This is a genomic window from Acidipropionibacterium jensenii DSM 20535 (assembly GCF_000425285.1).
In the GTDB taxonomy this organism is placed as follows: Bacteria; Actinomycetota; Actinomycetes; order Propionibacteriales; family Propionibacteriaceae; genus Acidipropionibacterium; species Acidipropionibacterium jensenii.
Genome location: NZ_AUDD01000004.1, coordinates 83,067 through 97,233, shown reverse-complemented (window position 1 = coordinate 97,233; position 14,167 = coordinate 83,067). Strand labels below are relative to the sequence as shown.

Sequence of the window (14,167 nt, the reverse complement as noted above, 5' to 3'; positions counted from 1 at the left end):
GCCTACTTGATTCAATTCGTCCCACGAACTAATACTGGTTCGTGTCACGAACCATCCGGAGGCACCGGAACCCTCCAGAACACCAGGAGTCGCCATGACCGCAAGGATCGCCGTTCTCATCGGCAGCACCCGACCCACCCGGATCTGCGCCGACATCGCCGGCTGGACCCGCGACGTCCTGTCGCAGGACAGTGCGTTGAGCTACCAGCTGCTCGACCTCGCCGAGGTGGATCTGCCCTTCCTCGATGAGCCCCGGATGCCCGCCCTCGGCCACTACCAGCACGAGCACACCCGCGCCTGGAGCCGGACCGTGCGCGTCTTCGACGGGTTCCTCTTCGTGTTCCCGCAGTACAACTGGGGGTATCCAGGGGTGCTCAAGAACGCCATGGACTTCCTGTACGAGGAGTGGAAGGGCCGCCCCGCGACCTTTCTCTGCTACGGCAACCACGGCGGCAGCGCCGCTGCCGAACCCTTCCAACGGGTGCTGCGCGGCCTGCACATGACGGTCCTCGACACCCATGTCGAGGCTGTCATCGGACCCTCCGACATCGACGCCGACTGGCAGCTGATCGACGCCGCGGCCACTCTGGACCCGGTCCGCGGACAGCTGGCCGACATCGACTCCCAGTTCCGCGATGCGCTGGGCGGCTCGATGGGTCAGCGGCTGCGGTGACGGTGGATGAGGGTCGCGGCGGCGAGTGCCAGCACCAGGAGCCCCGTCATCCATCCCAGGGCCGACCAGATCGCGTGTCCGACCGGCGCCCCGCTGAACAGGTTGCGGATTGTGTCGACGATCGGGGTGACCGGCTGGTTCTCGGCGAACCACCGGACCGGCCCGGGCATGGTCGCGGTGGGGACGAAGGCGGAGCTGATGAACGGCAGGAAGATCAGCGGGTAGGAGAAGGCGCTCGCCCCGTCCACCGAGTGAGCGGTCATTGCGGGGATGACCGCCAGCCAGGTGAGAGCCAGGGTGAACAGCGCCAGGATCGCGGCGACCGCCAGCCAGGCACCCGGACCCGCCGGGCTGCGGAAGCCCATCAGCAGTGCGACCGCGACCCCCACGACCAGTGACAGCAGGTTCGCGACCAGTGAGGTCAGCACATGGGCCCACAGCATCGCCGAGCGGGCGATCGGCATGGCAGCGAACCGTTCGACGATTCCACTGCGGATGTCGGCGAACAGCCGGAATGCCGTGTAGGCGGTTCCCGAGGCGATCGTGATGAGCAGGATCCCGGGCAGCATGTAGTCGATGTAGGAGCCCGTCCCCTGACCCGTACGGATCGCACCGCCCAGGACGTAGACGAACAGCAGCATCATGGCGACCGGCGTGATCACCGTGGTCATGATGGTGTCGAGACTGCGGGTGACGTGGCGCATGGTCCGCCCGGTGAGGACGACCGTGTCGCCCAGCGCCCCGGTGGTCGTCTCTGCACTCCTTCGTGGTGCGCAGCACAGGATCCGGCAGTGTCCCCGCCGGTGTCGGCGTTGCCGACCAGGGCGAGGAAGATCTCCTCGAGACTGGGCTGCTTGCGGATGTACTCGACCCTCGGTGACGGAAGGAGCCTCGTGAGTTCCTCGAGGGTGCCCTCGACGATGATCCGGCCCCGGTGCAGGATCGCGATCCTGTCGGCCAGTGCCTCGGCCTCCTCCAGGTACTGCGTGGTGAGCAGCACCGTGGTGCCGTGGCGGGCGAGTTGCCTGACCATCTCCCAGACCTGGACCCGAGCCTCCGGATCCAGTCCGGTGGTCGGCTCGTCGAGGAGGATCACCGGCGGATCGCCGACCAGGCTCATCGCGATGTCGAGTCTGCGGCGCATCCCTCCCGAGTAGCTCGACACCCGTCGGCCGGCCGCATCGGCGAGCCCGAACCGCTCGATCAGGGAGTCGGCCACCGCCCGGGGATCGTCGAGGTGGCGCAGTCTGGCGACCAGGAGGAGGTTCTCCCGACCGGTGAGTATCTCGTCGACGGCCACGGACTGGCCGGTGAGGCTGATCGCCCCTCTCACCCCGGTCGGATCCCGGTCGACGTCGACACCGTTGACCCTGACCATCCCGGCGTCGGCCCTCAACAGGGTGCACAGGATTCTGACCACCGTCGTCTTGCCGGCGCCGTTCGACCCGAGCAGGGCGACGATGGCGCCGGGGCCCACCTCGAGGTCGACCCAGCGCAGCACCTCGAGGTCCTTGAAGGACTTCACGAGCCCGCGGACCTGGATCATCGGCGTGGCCATCGCCGCTGCTCCCGCTTCGCCCTGTCGACGGCCTCGTTCAGCAGCCGGCGCTCCCTGTCGACCCAGCGCTTGCCGGTGTAGGCCTGCGCGAAGGTCTCGGCGAACTCCACCGGATCCTGCCCGACGATGTCGCCGATGGCGGTGCCGTCGGCGGCGGCCTCCTCCCACAGGTCGGCGAAGTCGCTCCACATCCGCATCGATCCCTCGACGTCCAGCACCGTCGCCGCGGTGTGGTTGAAGTAGCGCCGCAGGGCAGCCGCGGTCTGGCGGTAGGGCTCGGGAGCGCTCTGATGCGCGCCAGGTAGCTCCGGTACTCCCTCTTCTGGTCGAGTGGTCCGATCACCTTCTCGACCCACCTCTTGACGCTCATCGTCATCCCACCTCTCCATGGAGCCGTTCCAGTCGTTCCGAGAGGAAGCTCCAGGTCCTCCAGAACTCATCGAGGTAGTCATGTCCCTGGGCGCTGAGCGAGTAGACCTTGCGCGGCGGCCCCTTCTGCGAGGGGACCTTCTCGACATCGACGAGGCCGCGCTGCTCGACACGGACGAGCAGTGCGTAGACGGTGCCCTCGGCGATGTCGGTGAATCCCTGCTCTCGCAGCCGCGCGGTGATCTGGTACCCGTAGGCCGGATGGTTGGACAGCATCGCGAGGACAACTCCCTCCAGGATCCCCTTGAGCATCTCGGTCGCCTGTCGGCCCATCGGTCCTCCTGCTACTCAGTGTCAATGACTACTACTAGATAGTAACTCTAAGTACTGGGTGATCAACAGGGCCGACAGCAGAGATCTGGGAGCACCGATCCGATAGCCTGCCGGACGTGAACCCTCAATCCCTGGCCGACGGCGCCGTGCTGCGCCGCGTACACCCCGGCGACGAGCAGGGGGTGCTCGACTGCATCCAGGCCCTGGCCGCCTACGAGCGCGAGCCGGACGCGGTGGAGAACACCGTCGACGCCCTCACCGAGACACTTTTCGGCGATCGGCCGAGTGTCTTCGCCCACGTCGTCGAGTACCGGGGCGAGATCGTCGGGATCGCGGTGTGGTACCTCACCTACTCCACCTGGACCGGCCGCAACGGAATCTGGCTGGAGGATCTCTACGTCCGCGACGAGTTCCGCGGCCGGGGCTTCGGGAAGGCCCTGGTCTCCAGCCTGGCGGCGCTGTGCCTGGAGCGCGGTTACCCGCGGCTGGACTGGACCGTGCTGGACTGGAACGCCCCGTCGATCGCCTTCTACCGCTCGATCGGCGCCGAGCCGATGAGCGGGTGGACCACCCAGCGGGTCACCGGCAGCGCCCTGGCCGCGCTGGCCTGACGGGCAATCAGCTGGGTCTGGGAGCGCCAATCCGCCCGATCAGCGGCTTTTCCTGCTGATCTGACGCCGTCCTGTGGTTAGGCTGGCACCAACTCGACAGCCACCACGACCTGCGGAGGTCCCCATGGCCCCGTCGCACGACTCCCGATCCCCGATGACCCCGCCCGACGCGCTGTGGGTGGGAGGACTGGTCCGCCGGGCCCTGGCCGACCACGGCCTCGCCTCCCATCTGGAGCAGGCCGACGACCTGGCGAGTGCCAGGGTGCTCGACGGCCACGGCACCGAGTGGCCGCTGGCCGCTCTGGTGGGACGGCTGCGCCGCCAGCACATCCGCTCCGAGTGGCCCGACGCGGTCGATGACCACGTCAGACTGCTGCTGGCCGCTGATCGGCACCTCGGGCAGTGGCCCCTGAGCCGCCAGGAGCTGGAGTCCCAACTGCGCTGCCAACTGCGGGCCGAGACCCGCGACCCGGGGGCCGACCTGTCCTACGCCCGCCGATTCGCCCCCGGCATTCTCGAGGTGCTGTCCCTGTCCGGCCCCCGGGGTGTGGTGGTGATGACGTCGGGGATGCTCCAGAGGCAGTCCGTCGATATCGATGACGCCTTCAGCCTGGGGCGGCGGAACACCGACACCGAACCGGTGGGGGAGCGGTTCCAGGTCGAGGGGCCCATCTGGGGGCTGACCGGGGACTCGCCGTTCCTCGCCTCCCGGGTGATGAACATGGCCCTGCTGAGTGCCGAGATCATCGGTCCGGCACCCCGCGGGATCGCATTCGCCATCCCGAACCGGTCGCTGGTGCTGTACACCGTCATGAGCGGGGACAGCTGGCGCCGTCAGGCCACCGATCTCATCCGGGCGTGTGAGACGACCTTCACCGCCGATGACGTCCGCCACCCCGGAGGTCTGCTGAGCAGCGAGATCTTCTACTGGTCCCCGGACAACCGCATCGAATCCCTGGGCGGTCGCCAGGTCGACACGCAGGGCCAGCTCACCCTGCACATCCGCCCGGCCGCCGGATTCATGAGACACATGGGCATCCCGGAGAGGTCCTGACCGGTGGAGGTCGATCTCGCGCAGACGATTGTCACCGCGGTGGGCGAGGTGCCGGTCAGGGTTGTCGGCGCTCATGCCGGTTCTCCGCGCGGTCTGGTGGTGTGGCTGCCTCCGCTGGGCGGCTCCGCAGCAGGATGCGAACAGGCGCTTCGCCGGCTGGCGTGCGCAGGGTTCCTCGCGGTCTCGATCGATCCGCCCCGTCACGGGATGCGGGCCGACCGGCCCTCCGGCGATCTGTTCGCCGAGGTCATGGAGCACTTCAGAGCCACCATGTGGCCGATCCTCGGGGGCACCGTTCTGGACGCGATGGCGGTCCTCGACTGGGCCGTCGAGAGGTTCGGGATCCCTGGTCCGATCCTGGCCGGCGGGATCTCAATGGGCGGGGACGCCGCCCTTGCGCTGGCCGGCGCGGACCGGCGGATCCTCCGGGTCGCCGCGATCGCCGCCACACCGGACTGGACCCGCCCCGCCATGACCCTGATCGGACAGCCGGAGCGGCCCATCGATCAGGGCGAGGGCAGTGTCACCGGGTCCTGGCTGCGCTCCCGGTTGGATCCTCTGCTGCACACCGACCGCTACCGGCGGAGACTGGATCTGCGGCTGGACGTCGGGACCCGCGACAGCCATGTGCCCGGCGAGGCGGCACACCGGTTCGCCTCGGAGTTACGATCCACCGGCCCCGAGGGCCAGGGCCGGCCGGGGCCCCGGATCGACGTCGTGGACCACCAGGGCCTAGATCACTCCGAGATGTGCCATCGCCACCAGATCCTCATCGAGGCGATCGACTGGCTCGTCGGGCGCAGTCCAGACAGGTCGCCGCGGAGGGCCGGGCCGCCAACCGCTCCGGTGAGATCGGACGGCCGCACCTGAGGCACAGACCGTAGCGTCCGTCCTCCACCCTCGCCAGGGCGGCGTCGATCTCGGCGATGGCGGACTCCACCACACCGCGTTGTGCCTCGGCCATCGTCCACTCCGAGGAGAGGGTCGGTCCGTCCGGGTCGTGCTCGTCGTCCGCGGGCTCCTCGGCACGGTCACGACGCAGGTCCTCGACACGACTCTGGACGCTGTCCCACCGGCGCAGCGCCTCCTCCCGGGCCTCCCCCAACCGTTCACGGGCCGCCTGGAGAGCCGAGGGATCGAGTGCGTCATCCATGCTCTCGATGCTAGATCGACCCACCACCAGGAGGGGCGACGGCGGTCCCGGACGATCACCCGGTGGGTTGCGGTTGCAAGTGACACCACATACCGTGTGTGTGAAGGAGATGAACCATGAATGCAGCTACTGGCGTCACACGCACCATCATCGCCACAGATCAGGAGGCCCGTGCAGCCCGCTCGGCAGTTGAGTGCATCAATGCTGCAACAAAGGGCGGGCAACGGCCCGTGTTCAGTGCCCGCATGGACGGCTCCAACGCTGTCGACGTTCCTGTTGAACTCGGCCACCTCATCATGACCATGCTGGATTCGATTGCCGAGGGAGGAAGTCTTACCGTGACAGCAATGCCAGCTGAGCTGACAACGTCTCTGGCGGCCCACCTGCTGGGCGTCTCGCGCACCACCCTCATGAAGCGGATCAATCGGGGGGAGATTCCGGCACGCAAAGTCGGCACCCACCATCGATTGGCCACTGCCGATGTCATGCGAGCACGTGATGAGAAGCGCAGACAGGCTGCCGAGACCTTTAATCGTGTCCGCGAGGCTCAGGACGACGCAGGCATTACTGACTGAGCCTTCCGATAGGATCGGTTTGTGGTCAGAATCAACGGTGAGCTTGTCGTCCTCGTCGATGCAAATGTGTGGGTGTCCAGGAATCTTCGTGACTGGTTCTGCGCCTTGTATGTTCACAGCAGCGCCATGTTCACAGTGGTGTGGACAGAAGACATTCTCGCAGAGACTCTGCACGCCGTCCGCCAGCTCTATCCTGATCTTGAAGGGGAAAAGATCGCACACGTCAGAGAGAGTATTGTCGGAGTTTTCCCGGATGGGCAGATCCGTGACTTCGCAGTGGAAGCGGATCGGCCGATCCAGGATCCCTACGACAAGCATGTCCACGCCGCCGCAGTCGCCGGAGGCGCGGACATCCTAGTGACCAACAACATCAAGGACCTCCGGCCTGCACGACAGGAGGACCAAGATGAGCTTTCCTACGAGGTGCACACGGCCGATGAGTTCTTCATGCTCGTCGCCGACAGCCAGCCCGGGGTTGTGCGCGATGCGATCAGAGACCAGATCAGCTACTTCCTCCGGCGGGGAACTGAACCCAACCTCCCCACAGGGTTGAAGCGGGCCGGAGCTCCAGACTTCGCGGAGCGCGTTCGCACGATGCAACTTGACATGGACTTCTGACCTCAGTGGCTCGTACTCATCAGTACGTCACCGATCCTTTGGAGTTCACTACCAGCTGGATCAGCAACTCAGAATGCATGTGAAACCATCGCCCGGAGCCTGGTGTCGAAATACTGCAGAGGTAAGGCTCACCTGAATCCTCCAGGCAGCTCAGGATCGCCTTCCCTTGCTGGAAAAATCGATTCCACCGCGGGACCATTGAGCCATGACACAGACGATGACGAAAGGCCTGCAGTTCGCCCGGCGCTACCCGCTGGTCATTCTCATCGTGCTCACCGGGGTGCTCGGCGGGACGCTGGTTCTGGCCGGCGCGTCTGTGCCCGCCCGCTGGGTGGTCACGGTGGCCTGCCTCGGCGTCGCCGTGCGTCTGACCGTCGGAATGATCCAGGAACTGCGCAGCGGCACCTACGGCGTCGACCTGCTCGCCATCGTGGCGATCGGCGCCACCGCGTGGGTCGGCCAGTACTGGGCGTGCCTGGTGATCTGCCTCATGGTGGCCGGGGGAGCGGCCCTGGAGGACTACGCCCACGGTCGCGCGGGCCGTTCGCTGTCGGCGCTGCTGGACAATGCCCCCCACGAGGTCGGCAGGATCACCGCCGACGGCCAGGTCGAACGGGTTCCGGTCGACCTGGTGCAGATCGGTGACCGGATCCAGGTCCGCCCCGGGGAGATGGTCGGCGTCGACGGGACGCTGGAGGTCGGCAACGCCACCCTCGACGAGTCCTCGCTGACCGGCGAGTCGATGCCCGTGCTGAGGCGTCCCGGTGAACAGCTGATGGCGGGCAGCGTCAACGGCCCCACCGCCGTGGCGATGCGCGCCACCGCGCTGGCCGCCGACTCCCAGTACCAGCGGATCCTCACCCTGGTCCGCAACGCCCAGTCCTCCCGAGCCCCCTTCGTCAGCCTCGCCGACCGCGTCGCGGTGCCCTTCACCATCGTCTCGCTGGCCATCGCGGGCCTGGCCTGGGCCCTGTCGGGAGATCCGGTGAGATTCGCCCAGGTGCTCGTGGTGGCCACCCCGTGCCCCCTCATCATCGCCGCCCCGGTGGCCTTCATGGCCGGCACCAGCCGTGCCGCCAAGCTCGGAATCATCGTCCGGGACTCGGGCTCTCTCGAACAGCTGGCCAGGGTGCGCACCGCCGCCTTCGACAAGACCGGGACCCTCACCTCCGGCACCCCCGCGGTGACCGCCGTCCACCCGGCCGACGGCATCGCGGCCGATCGGCTGATCGCCCTGGCGGCCTCCGTCGAACAGATGTCGACCCATCCGATCGCAACCTCGCTGACCGCCGACGCGCTGGGCAGGGGACTGTCGCTGGAGTCGGCGACCGGGGCCAGGGAGGTCCCGGCGGCCGGGATCGCCGCCGTGGTGTCGGGACACCAGGTCCTCGTCGGGACCCGATCCTTCGCCTGGGCGGGCCGCACGGCCCCCGAGCCGACGGACCGGGCCGCCGTCACCCGGGTCTTCGTCTCCTGCGACGGGCAGCCCACGGGAGTCATCGAGCTGGCCGATCTGGTGCGCCCCGAGGCGCGAGCCACCCTGGCCGAGCTCCGGCAGCTCAACGTCGGTCGCACCCTGATGCTCACCGGAGACTGTCGCGCCACCGCGGACGCGGTGGCCCGCCAGGTCTGCGTCGACGAGGTCCGGGCCGAGCTCACCCCCGCCGACAAGGTGGAGACCGTGAGATCGCTGGACCGCCGTCCGGTCCTGATGGTCGGCGACGGCACCAACGACGCCCCGGTGCTGGCCGCAGCCGATGTCGGGATCGCGATGGGTGCCAAGGGATCGGCCGCCGCGGTCGAGTCGGCCGACGTCGTGGTGATGGAGGACGACCTGTTCCGGGTCGCCCGTGCGGTCCAGATCGGCCGTCGCACCCTGGCGGTGGCCTGGCAGGCGATCGCCATCGGCATCGGACTGTCGGTGGCACTCATGCTGGTCGGCGCCACCGGCGTCATGCCGGCCGTGCTGGGAGCCGGCCTCCAGGAACTCGTCGATCTCGCCTGCATCCTGTGGGCCCTGCTGTCGGGACGCCCCGGACGCGAGGAGCGCCGCCACCAGACCCTCTCGACCAGGACGCCGGCGCCGGGTAACGTCGGGAAAACCCCAGCCAGGCCGATGGTCGGGGCTGCCGACGGATCGGCGTACCAGGGCCGGTCGGCAGACAGGTCCGTCACGATGTGAGGGAGACTGAAGGACGTTGAGCCACACCACCCCGGAGGCACAGGCCGCCGACCTCAAGCTGGTCGTCTGCGACATGGACGGCACCCTGCTCGACGGTCGCGGTGAGATCCCCCAGGGATTGTGGCCCCTCCTGGAGACCATGCGGCACCGGGGGATCGCATTCACCCCCGCCTCCGGGCGTCAGTACGCGACTCTGGAGTCGATGTTCGGCTCGGCGGCCACCGGTAGCGGCACCGACGACGGCACGAGCGGACCAGAGTCCGACCACGACGCCGGGACCGGTTCCACCGACGGGATGGCCTTCATCGCCGAGAACGGCGCCCAGCTGATGCGCAACGGCGTCCTGCTGGCGGCCTCGGTCATCGACCCCGACTACGTCACCGCCACCCTCGACAGACTCGACCGACTGGTCGCCGAGGGGCAGAACATCGGGGTGGTGCTCTCGGGCACCACCGTGGCCCGCGTCCGGCGTCACGACGACGCCTTCCTGGCCGAGGTGCGCAAGTACTACCACCAGCTGGAGGTCGTCGACGACCTGTCCGGCATCGGCAACGTCATCAAGATGGCCGTCTACGACTTCGGGGACGCCTCCACGGTCGTCCACCCACGACTCCACGAGGCCGCCCAGGGCCACTCCGTCGTGCTGTCGGCCCGCCACTGGGTCGACGTGAGCAATGCCCGGGCCACCAAGGGCCACGCCCTGGCCCAGCTCCAACAGGCCCTCGGGGTGACACCCGCCCAGACCGCGGTCTTCGGCGACTACCTCAACGACCTCGACATGTTCGACCACGCCCAGCTGTCCTTCGCGATGGCCAACGCCCACCCGGACCTGCTGGCCCGCGCCCGTTTCACCGCCCCCTCCAACCTGGAGGGCGGCGTCATCACCACCCTGTCCCACCTGCTCGTCAACCACTGAGGAGATCACAGATGCCTGTGCCCACCGTCACCTCTCACGGCGGTCTCGTACTGCCGGTCATCGGCTTCGGGACCTACAAGCTCAACGGCGCCTCCGGCGTCGACACCATCCGAACCGCCGTCGGCAACGGCTACACCCTGCTCGACACCGCCTTCAACTACGAGAACGAGGGAGCCGTCGGCAAGGCCGTCTCCCAGCTGGACCGCGAACCCCTCATCGTCAGCTCGAAGCTGCCGGGTCGCCACCACAAGCACGACGAGGCCCTCTACACGGTGGAGGAGAGCCTCTACCGGCTCGGGCTGGACGCCATCGACCTCTACCTCATCCACTGGCCCAACCCGCGCACCGGGCTCTACGTCGAGGCCTGGCAGGCTCTCATCGAGGCCCGGGAGCGCGGCCTGATCCGTGCCATCGGGGTGTGCAACTTCCTTCCCGAGCACCTGGACAGGCTCCAGCGGGAGACCGGGGTGATGCCCGAGGTCAACCAGATCGAACTGCACCCCTACTTCCCGCAGGCCGACGCCCTCGCCTACGACCGCGAGCACGGCATCCTCACCGAGGCGTGGAGCCCGCTGGGTCGCGGCGACGACATCCTGTCGCGTCCGGAGATCGGCGAGATCGCCACCGCTCACCAGATCACCCCCGCCCAGGTCGTGCTGGCCTGGGAGGTGGCCCGCGGCGCCGTGCCGCTGCCGAAGGCGGCCACCCCCAGCCGCCAGATCGAGAATCTGGCGGCCGCCACGGTGAGCCTGTCCGACGGCGAGATCGACGCGGTCACCGCCCTGGGCCGGCCGGACGGCCGCCTCCAGGATCAGGACCCGGCCGTCTACGAGGAGTTCTGAGGCCGGGAGTCTCAGGCGGGTCCGCGGGCCCCGGTCAGGACTGGCGGGGTGCGTGGAGCAGGCCGATCCGTTCGGCCTGCTCCCTCAGCTCGTCCCGGAAGTCGGGGTGGGCGGCCCGCTCGATGAGCCGGCTGGCCTGCATCGCCTCGTCGCGGAACAACAGCTCCGCGATGCCGTTCTCGGTGATCACCGCACTCGGCTGGGAGTAGGTCGCCGGCCCCGACAGCCGCCCGACGATGGTCGAGGAGTCGGCGTGACGACTGTGCAGGGCCACCAGCGACTGGCCCCCCTTGGATCGCATCGCCCCGGTCTGGAAATCGGTGGATCCGGCGGTTCCCGAGTACACCTTGAGCCCGAACCGCGAGGCATTGACCTGCCCGAACAGATCGACCTCCAGGGCGCTGTGGATGCTCACGAAGCCATTGAGGGCCGAGATGGTCGCAGGGTTGCTGGTCTTCTCGCTGCGCAGCAGCCGGATCCGCGGGTTCTCGTCGGCCCAGGCGTAGAGCTCGAGGCTTCCCAGCAGGGAGGATCCGGTCATCTGCCGGTGGGGGACCAGCGAGCCGGCCTGGTCGAGGGTCATCGCCGCGTCGGAGAGGATCCCCGACCAGATCCGCAGGTTGCGGTGACCCAGCAGTCCGCGGGCGGCGGCGTCGGGGACCTTGCCGATCCCGATCTGGATCGCGTCGCCGTCGTGGACCCGGGAGGCCACCAGATCCCCGATCTGCAGCAGGTCGTCGTCCAGTGGTGCCGGATCGACCGGGATCAGCGGCTCGTCGACCTCCACGGCCAGGTCGATGGCGTCCTCGGGCAGCACGCCGTCGCCCCGGGTGAAGGGCATCTGCGGGTTGATCTGGGCGATCACCGGGATGCCGCGTCTCTTGGCGGCCTCGACCGCCGCGGCCATCAGCTGCACCTCGATCCCCATGCTCACCACCCGGTTGTGCACCGTGGTGGTGTGCAGCACCACCAGGTCGGGCGGGCAGCTGGTCGACAGCAGCATCGGTGCGGTGCTCATCGGCATCGGGAAGTAGTCGACGTCGCGGGCGGCCCGGGATCCCGGTCCCAGGAAGACCGTCTCGTGGCAGACGCCGTCGTGGGCGGGCACACCCAGGGGAGCGTTGACGCAGAACAGTCGCCAGTTGTCCAGGCTCTCATCCAGGCCGTTGAGCAGTGCCAGCGGTGAGGCACCACCTCCGGCCGCCACGATCCGTGGGCAGTCGGGCAGGGCGGCGGTGACCCGCTCCAACTCGTCCATTGTGATGAGTCGCATGGCTTCAACGGTATAGCTCCCCGAGCCGCCCACGCGGCGTTGGGCGCCCATCTGGAACACCGCCGTGACGCTCGGTGGTGGCCCGCGGTGGCACAATCGGCATCGATGCCACGCCAGCCAGCTCTCCGTACCCAACCCGTCGGTCCCGGGGTCGGCCCCGTCCGGACGAGGGTCGCCACGGTCGCCACCCCCGACAATCCCCTCGACCTGGTCGCCGGGGGGCGCCTCGACCACGTCGAGGTCGCCTATCAGACCTATGGCACCCTGTCGCCCCAGCGCGACAACGCCATCTACATCTGTCACGCCCTCACCGGAGACGCCCACGGCGCCGGCCTCGACGAGGACTCCAAGCCGGGCTGGTGGGACAACATCATCGGCCCGGGACGGGCCATCGACACCGACCGGTGGTTCGTGGTGTGCTCCAACCTGCTGGGCGGCTGCTCGGGGACCACCGGTCCCACCTCCATCAACCCCGACACCGGCCAGGTGTGGGGGCTGGACTTCCCCCAGATCGACATGCACGACTTCGTCGAGGTGCACCTGCGGCTCGCCGCCCAGCTGGGCATCAGCCGGTTCCACGCGGTGGTCGGGGGGTCGATGGGCGGCATGCAGGCCCTGGACTGGTCCCTGACCCGGCCCGACACCCTGGACAACGCGGTGATCATCGCGGCCTCCAGTCGACTCACCGCCCAGAACATCGCCTTCTCGGCGGTCGGGCGGGAGGCCATCGTCCGCGACCCGGACTTCGAGGACGGCGCCTACCTCAACGCCGACTCCCGACCGGACACCGGCCTGTCGATCGCCCGGATGCTGGCCCACATCACCTATCTGTCCGAGGACGCCTTCGCCGAGAAGTTCGGCCGGACCCACCAGTTCGGTCAGTCCCGTCGCGGTTTCGGCGTCGACTTCGCGGTGGAGAGCTACCTCGACCACCAGGGCGAGACCTTCCTGTCGCGGTTCGACCCGCTGAGCTACATCTACCTCACCCGGGTGATGGACTACTTCGATCCGTTCGGGCACCCGCAGGCGACCAACCGCGTGGTGGCCGATCCGGTGAACTACCTGGTCGTCTGCTTCGACACCGACTGGCGGTTCTCCCCGTCCCACTCCCGGCGCATCGTCCGGCATCTGGAGGGGGCCGGGCTGCCGGTGACCTTCGCCACCATCGCCTCCTCCTGGGGCCACGACTCCTTCCTCATGAAGCTGGACCCCTACCACGACCTGGTGAGGGCCTTCCTCGAGGTGCCCGCCGAGCGACGCACCGCTCGGGCGTCGGCCAGGGCCCCGCACTTCGACGGACACATCTGCGACCGGGAGGTCTCCCGATGAGCATCTCCTCCTCGACACACTCTTCCTCGGCCACCGGGTCGAGCCGGCGACTGCGTCGCGACCAGCTCATCATCTCCTCGGTGGTGCCCACCGGCTCGCGGGTGCTGGACCTGGGCTGCGGCGACGGCCTGCTGCTGCGCCACCTGATGGATGAGCGGGACTGCCTGGGCACCGGCGTGGACGCCGACACCACCGAACTCATCACCGCCGCCGGGATGGGGGTGCCGGTCCTCGAACTGGACCTGGATGCCGATCTGGGGGAGTTCCACGACGACTCCTACGACGTCGTGGTGCTCTCGCGCACCCTGCAGGCGGTGCCCCGCCCGGGCGAGGTGATCCGTCAGATGGCCCGGATCGGACGCCTCCTCATCGTCTCGATGCCGAACTTCGGGTACTGGCGCAACCGGCTGAGACTGGTGTGCGGACACATGCCGGTCTCCCGCGACCTGCCCTTCCAGTGGCACGACACCCCCAACGTCCGGTACTCCACGGTCATCGACCTGGAGGCCTGGTTCGCCGACGAGGGGCTGGACATCCTCCAGCGGGTCAGCCTGGGGGAGCATGGCCGACCCACCCGGGCGGCCCGGACCGCGCCGAACCTGCTCGCCGGATCCACCATCCACGTGCTGCGATCGAACTGGACACCGGTCCAGCAGTCCTCATGACGTCGGTCCCGTCGAC

At 68.4% G+C, this 14,167-nt stretch carries 17 protein-coding genes; 11 read left to right on the top strand and 6 right to left on the bottom strand.

Annotated features, from left to right (window positions below; genetic code table 11):
• The first annotated feature begins 94 nt into the window (after positions 1-94).
• The gene (locus H590_RS0103535) at positions 95-673 is read left to right on the top strand and encodes an NADPH-dependent FMN reductase (RefSeq protein WP_028702474.1); all 579 of its coding nucleotides are present in this window, start codon (positions 95-97) and stop codon (positions 671-673) included.
• On the opposite strand, the gene H590_RS0103530 is transcribed toward H590_RS0103535, so the two are convergent.
• From H590_RS0103530 to H590_RS0103515, 4 genes are read right to left on the bottom strand one after another with little or no spacing between them, the layout of a single operon-like run.
• Positions 658-1,344, bottom strand: coding sequence for an ABC transporter permease (locus H590_RS0103530; RefSeq protein WP_414973631.1), 687 nt, complete (start codon positions 1,342-1,344; stop codon positions 658-660). The two genes, H590_RS0103535 and H590_RS0103530, sit on opposite strands and share 16 nt — an antisense overlap.
• On the bottom strand, positions 1,341-2,231 hold the full coding sequence (locus H590_RS14700; RefSeq protein WP_084149247.1) for an ABC transporter ATP-binding protein: 891 nt from the start codon (positions 2,229-2,231) through the stop codon (positions 1,341-1,343). The genes H590_RS0103530 and H590_RS14700 overlap by 4 nt, the downstream gene beginning before the upstream one ends.
• Entirely contained in the window at positions 2,216-2,587 is a 372-nt protein-coding gene (locus H590_RS14695) for a DUF1048 domain-containing protein (protein WP_197720484.1), read from the bottom strand. The genes H590_RS14700 and H590_RS14695 overlap by 16 nt, the downstream gene beginning before the upstream one ends.
• Positions 2,588-2,603: 16 nt before the next feature.
• Positions 2,604-2,933 carry a PadR family transcriptional regulator gene (locus H590_RS0103515; protein WP_028702473.1) on the bottom strand — a complete coding sequence of 110 codons (330 nt, stop codon included), beginning with the start codon at positions 2,931-2,933 and terminating at the stop codon, positions 2,604-2,606.
• A gap of 116 nt (positions 2,934-3,049) precedes the next feature.
• Here H590_RS0103515 and H590_RS0103510 point away from each other — a divergent pair, with 116 nt between their 5' ends.
• From H590_RS0103510 to H590_RS17140, 3 genes are all read left to right on the top strand, one after another.
• Positions 3,050-3,544 (top strand): GNAT family N-acetyltransferase, encoded by a 495-nt coding sequence (locus tag H590_RS0103510; protein ID WP_232020954.1) that lies wholly within the window; start codon positions 3,050-3,052, stop codon positions 3,542-3,544.
• A gap of 124 nt (positions 3,545-3,668) precedes the next feature.
• Positions 3,669-4,598, top strand: coding sequence for a hypothetical protein (locus H590_RS0103505; RefSeq protein WP_028702471.1), 930 nt, complete (start codon positions 3,669-3,671; stop codon positions 4,596-4,598).
• A gap of 3 nt (positions 4,599-4,601) precedes the next feature.
• Entirely contained in the window at positions 4,602-5,468 is an 867-nt protein-coding gene (locus H590_RS17140) for an alpha/beta hydrolase family protein (protein ID WP_028702470.1), read from the top strand.
• On the opposite strand, the gene H590_RS17800 is transcribed toward H590_RS17140, so the two are convergent.
• Positions 5,368-5,751, bottom strand: a complete 384-nt coding sequence (locus H590_RS17800) for a TraR/DksA family transcriptional regulator (RefSeq protein WP_084149246.1) — start codon at positions 5,749-5,751, stop codon at positions 5,368-5,370. The genes H590_RS17140 and H590_RS17800 overlap by 101 nt on opposite strands.
• A 116-nt stretch (positions 5,752-5,867) precedes the next feature.
• On the opposite strand from H590_RS17800, the gene H590_RS14680 reads away from it, so the two are divergent.
• The 5 genes from H590_RS14680 to H590_RS0103470 all read left to right on the top strand — a co-directional run bounded on the left by H590_RS14680 (position 5,868) and on the right by H590_RS0103470 (position 10,884).
• Positions 5,868-6,326 (top strand): helix-turn-helix domain-containing protein, encoded by a 459-nt coding sequence (locus H590_RS14680; RefSeq protein ID WP_036980888.1) that lies wholly within the window; start codon positions 5,868-5,870, stop codon positions 6,324-6,326.
• Between the two features lie 21 nt (positions 6,327-6,347).
• Positions 6,348-6,944, top strand: coding sequence for a PIN domain-containing protein (locus H590_RS0103485; protein WP_028702468.1), 597 nt, complete (start codon positions 6,348-6,350; stop codon positions 6,942-6,944).
• A 205-nt stretch (positions 6,945-7,149) separates the two neighbouring features.
• Positions 7,150-9,126 carry a heavy metal translocating P-type ATPase gene (locus tag H590_RS14675; RefSeq protein ID WP_197720483.1) on the top strand — a complete coding sequence of 659 codons (1,977 nt, stop codon included), beginning with the start codon at positions 7,150-7,152 and terminating at the stop codon, positions 9,124-9,126.
• A gap of 16 nt (positions 9,127-9,142) precedes the next feature.
• Entirely contained in the window at positions 9,143-10,042 is a 900-nt protein-coding gene (locus tag H590_RS0103475) for a Cof-type HAD-IIB family hydrolase (protein ID WP_028702467.1), read from the top strand.
• 11 nt (positions 10,043-10,053) lie between these two features.
• Entirely contained in the window at positions 10,054-10,884 is an 831-nt protein-coding gene (locus H590_RS0103470; RefSeq protein WP_028702466.1) for an aldo/keto reductase, read from the top strand.
• Between the two features lie 34 nt (positions 10,885-10,918).
• On the opposite strand, the gene H590_RS0103465 is transcribed toward H590_RS0103470, so the two are convergent.
• Entirely contained in the window at positions 10,919-12,157 is a 1,239-nt protein-coding gene (locus H590_RS0103465) for an acetyl-CoA hydrolase/transferase C-terminal domain-containing protein (RefSeq protein ID WP_028702465.1), read from the bottom strand.
• 105 nt (positions 12,158-12,262) lie between these two features.
• On the opposite strand from H590_RS0103465, the gene metX reads away from it, so the two are divergent.
• A complete protein-coding gene (gene metX / locus H590_RS0103460) occupies positions 12,263-13,486 on the top strand; it encodes a homoserine O-acetyltransferase MetX (protein WP_036980884.1) in 1,224 nt (407 codons plus the stop codon).
• On the top strand, positions 13,483-14,151 hold the full coding sequence (gene metW, locus H590_RS0103455) for a methionine biosynthesis protein MetW (RefSeq protein WP_051238132.1): 669 nt from the start codon (positions 13,483-13,485) through the stop codon (positions 14,149-14,151). Before metX ends, metW begins: the two co-directional genes overlap by 4 nt.
• The last annotated feature ends 16 nt before the right edge of the window (positions 14,152-14,167 follow it).

Bases quoted from the DNA above. Each gene is read 5' to 3' on its own strand.
- H590_RS14700 (WP_084149247.1), bottom strand. From the start codon at position 2,231: ATGGCCACGCCGATGATCCAGGTCCGCGGGCTCGTGAAGTCCTTCAAG.
- H590_RS17800 (WP_084149246.1), bottom strand. From the start codon at position 5,751: ATGGATGACGCACTCGATCCCTCGGCTCTCCAGGCGGCCCGTGAACGG.
- H590_RS0103470 (WP_028702466.1), top strand. From the start codon at position 10,054: ATGCCTGTGCCCACCGTCACCTCTCACGGCGGTCTCGTACTGCCGGTC.
- H590_RS0103515 (WP_028702473.1), bottom strand. From the start codon at position 2,933: ATGGGCCGACAGGCGACCGAGATGCTCAAGGGGATCCTGGAGGGAGTT.
- H590_RS0103530 (WP_414973631.1), bottom strand. From the start codon at position 1,344: ATGACCACGGTGATCACGCCGGTCGCCATGATGCTGCTGTTCGTCTAC.
- metW (WP_051238132.1), top strand. From the start codon at position 13,483: ATGAGCATCTCCTCCTCGACACACTCTTCCTCGGCCACCGGGTCGAGC.
- H590_RS14680 (WP_036980888.1), top strand. From the start codon at position 5,868: ATGAATGCAGCTACTGGCGTCACACGCACCATCATCGCCACAGATCAG.
- H590_RS0103505 (WP_028702471.1), top strand. From the start codon at position 3,669: ATGGCCCCGTCGCACGACTCCCGATCCCCGATGACCCCGCCCGACGCG.
- H590_RS0103535 (WP_028702474.1), top strand. From the start codon at position 95: ATGACCGCAAGGATCGCCGTTCTCATCGGCAGCACCCGACCCACCCGG.
- H590_RS0103465 (WP_028702465.1), bottom strand. From the start codon at position 12,157: ATGCGACTCATCACAATGGACGAGTTGGAGCGGGTCACCGCCGCCCTG.
- metX (WP_036980884.1), top strand. From the start codon at position 12,263: ATGCCACGCCAGCCAGCTCTCCGTACCCAACCCGTCGGTCCCGGGGTC.
- H590_RS14675 (WP_197720483.1), top strand. From the start codon at position 7,150: ATGACACAGACGATGACGAAAGGCCTGCAGTTCGCCCGGCGCTACCCG.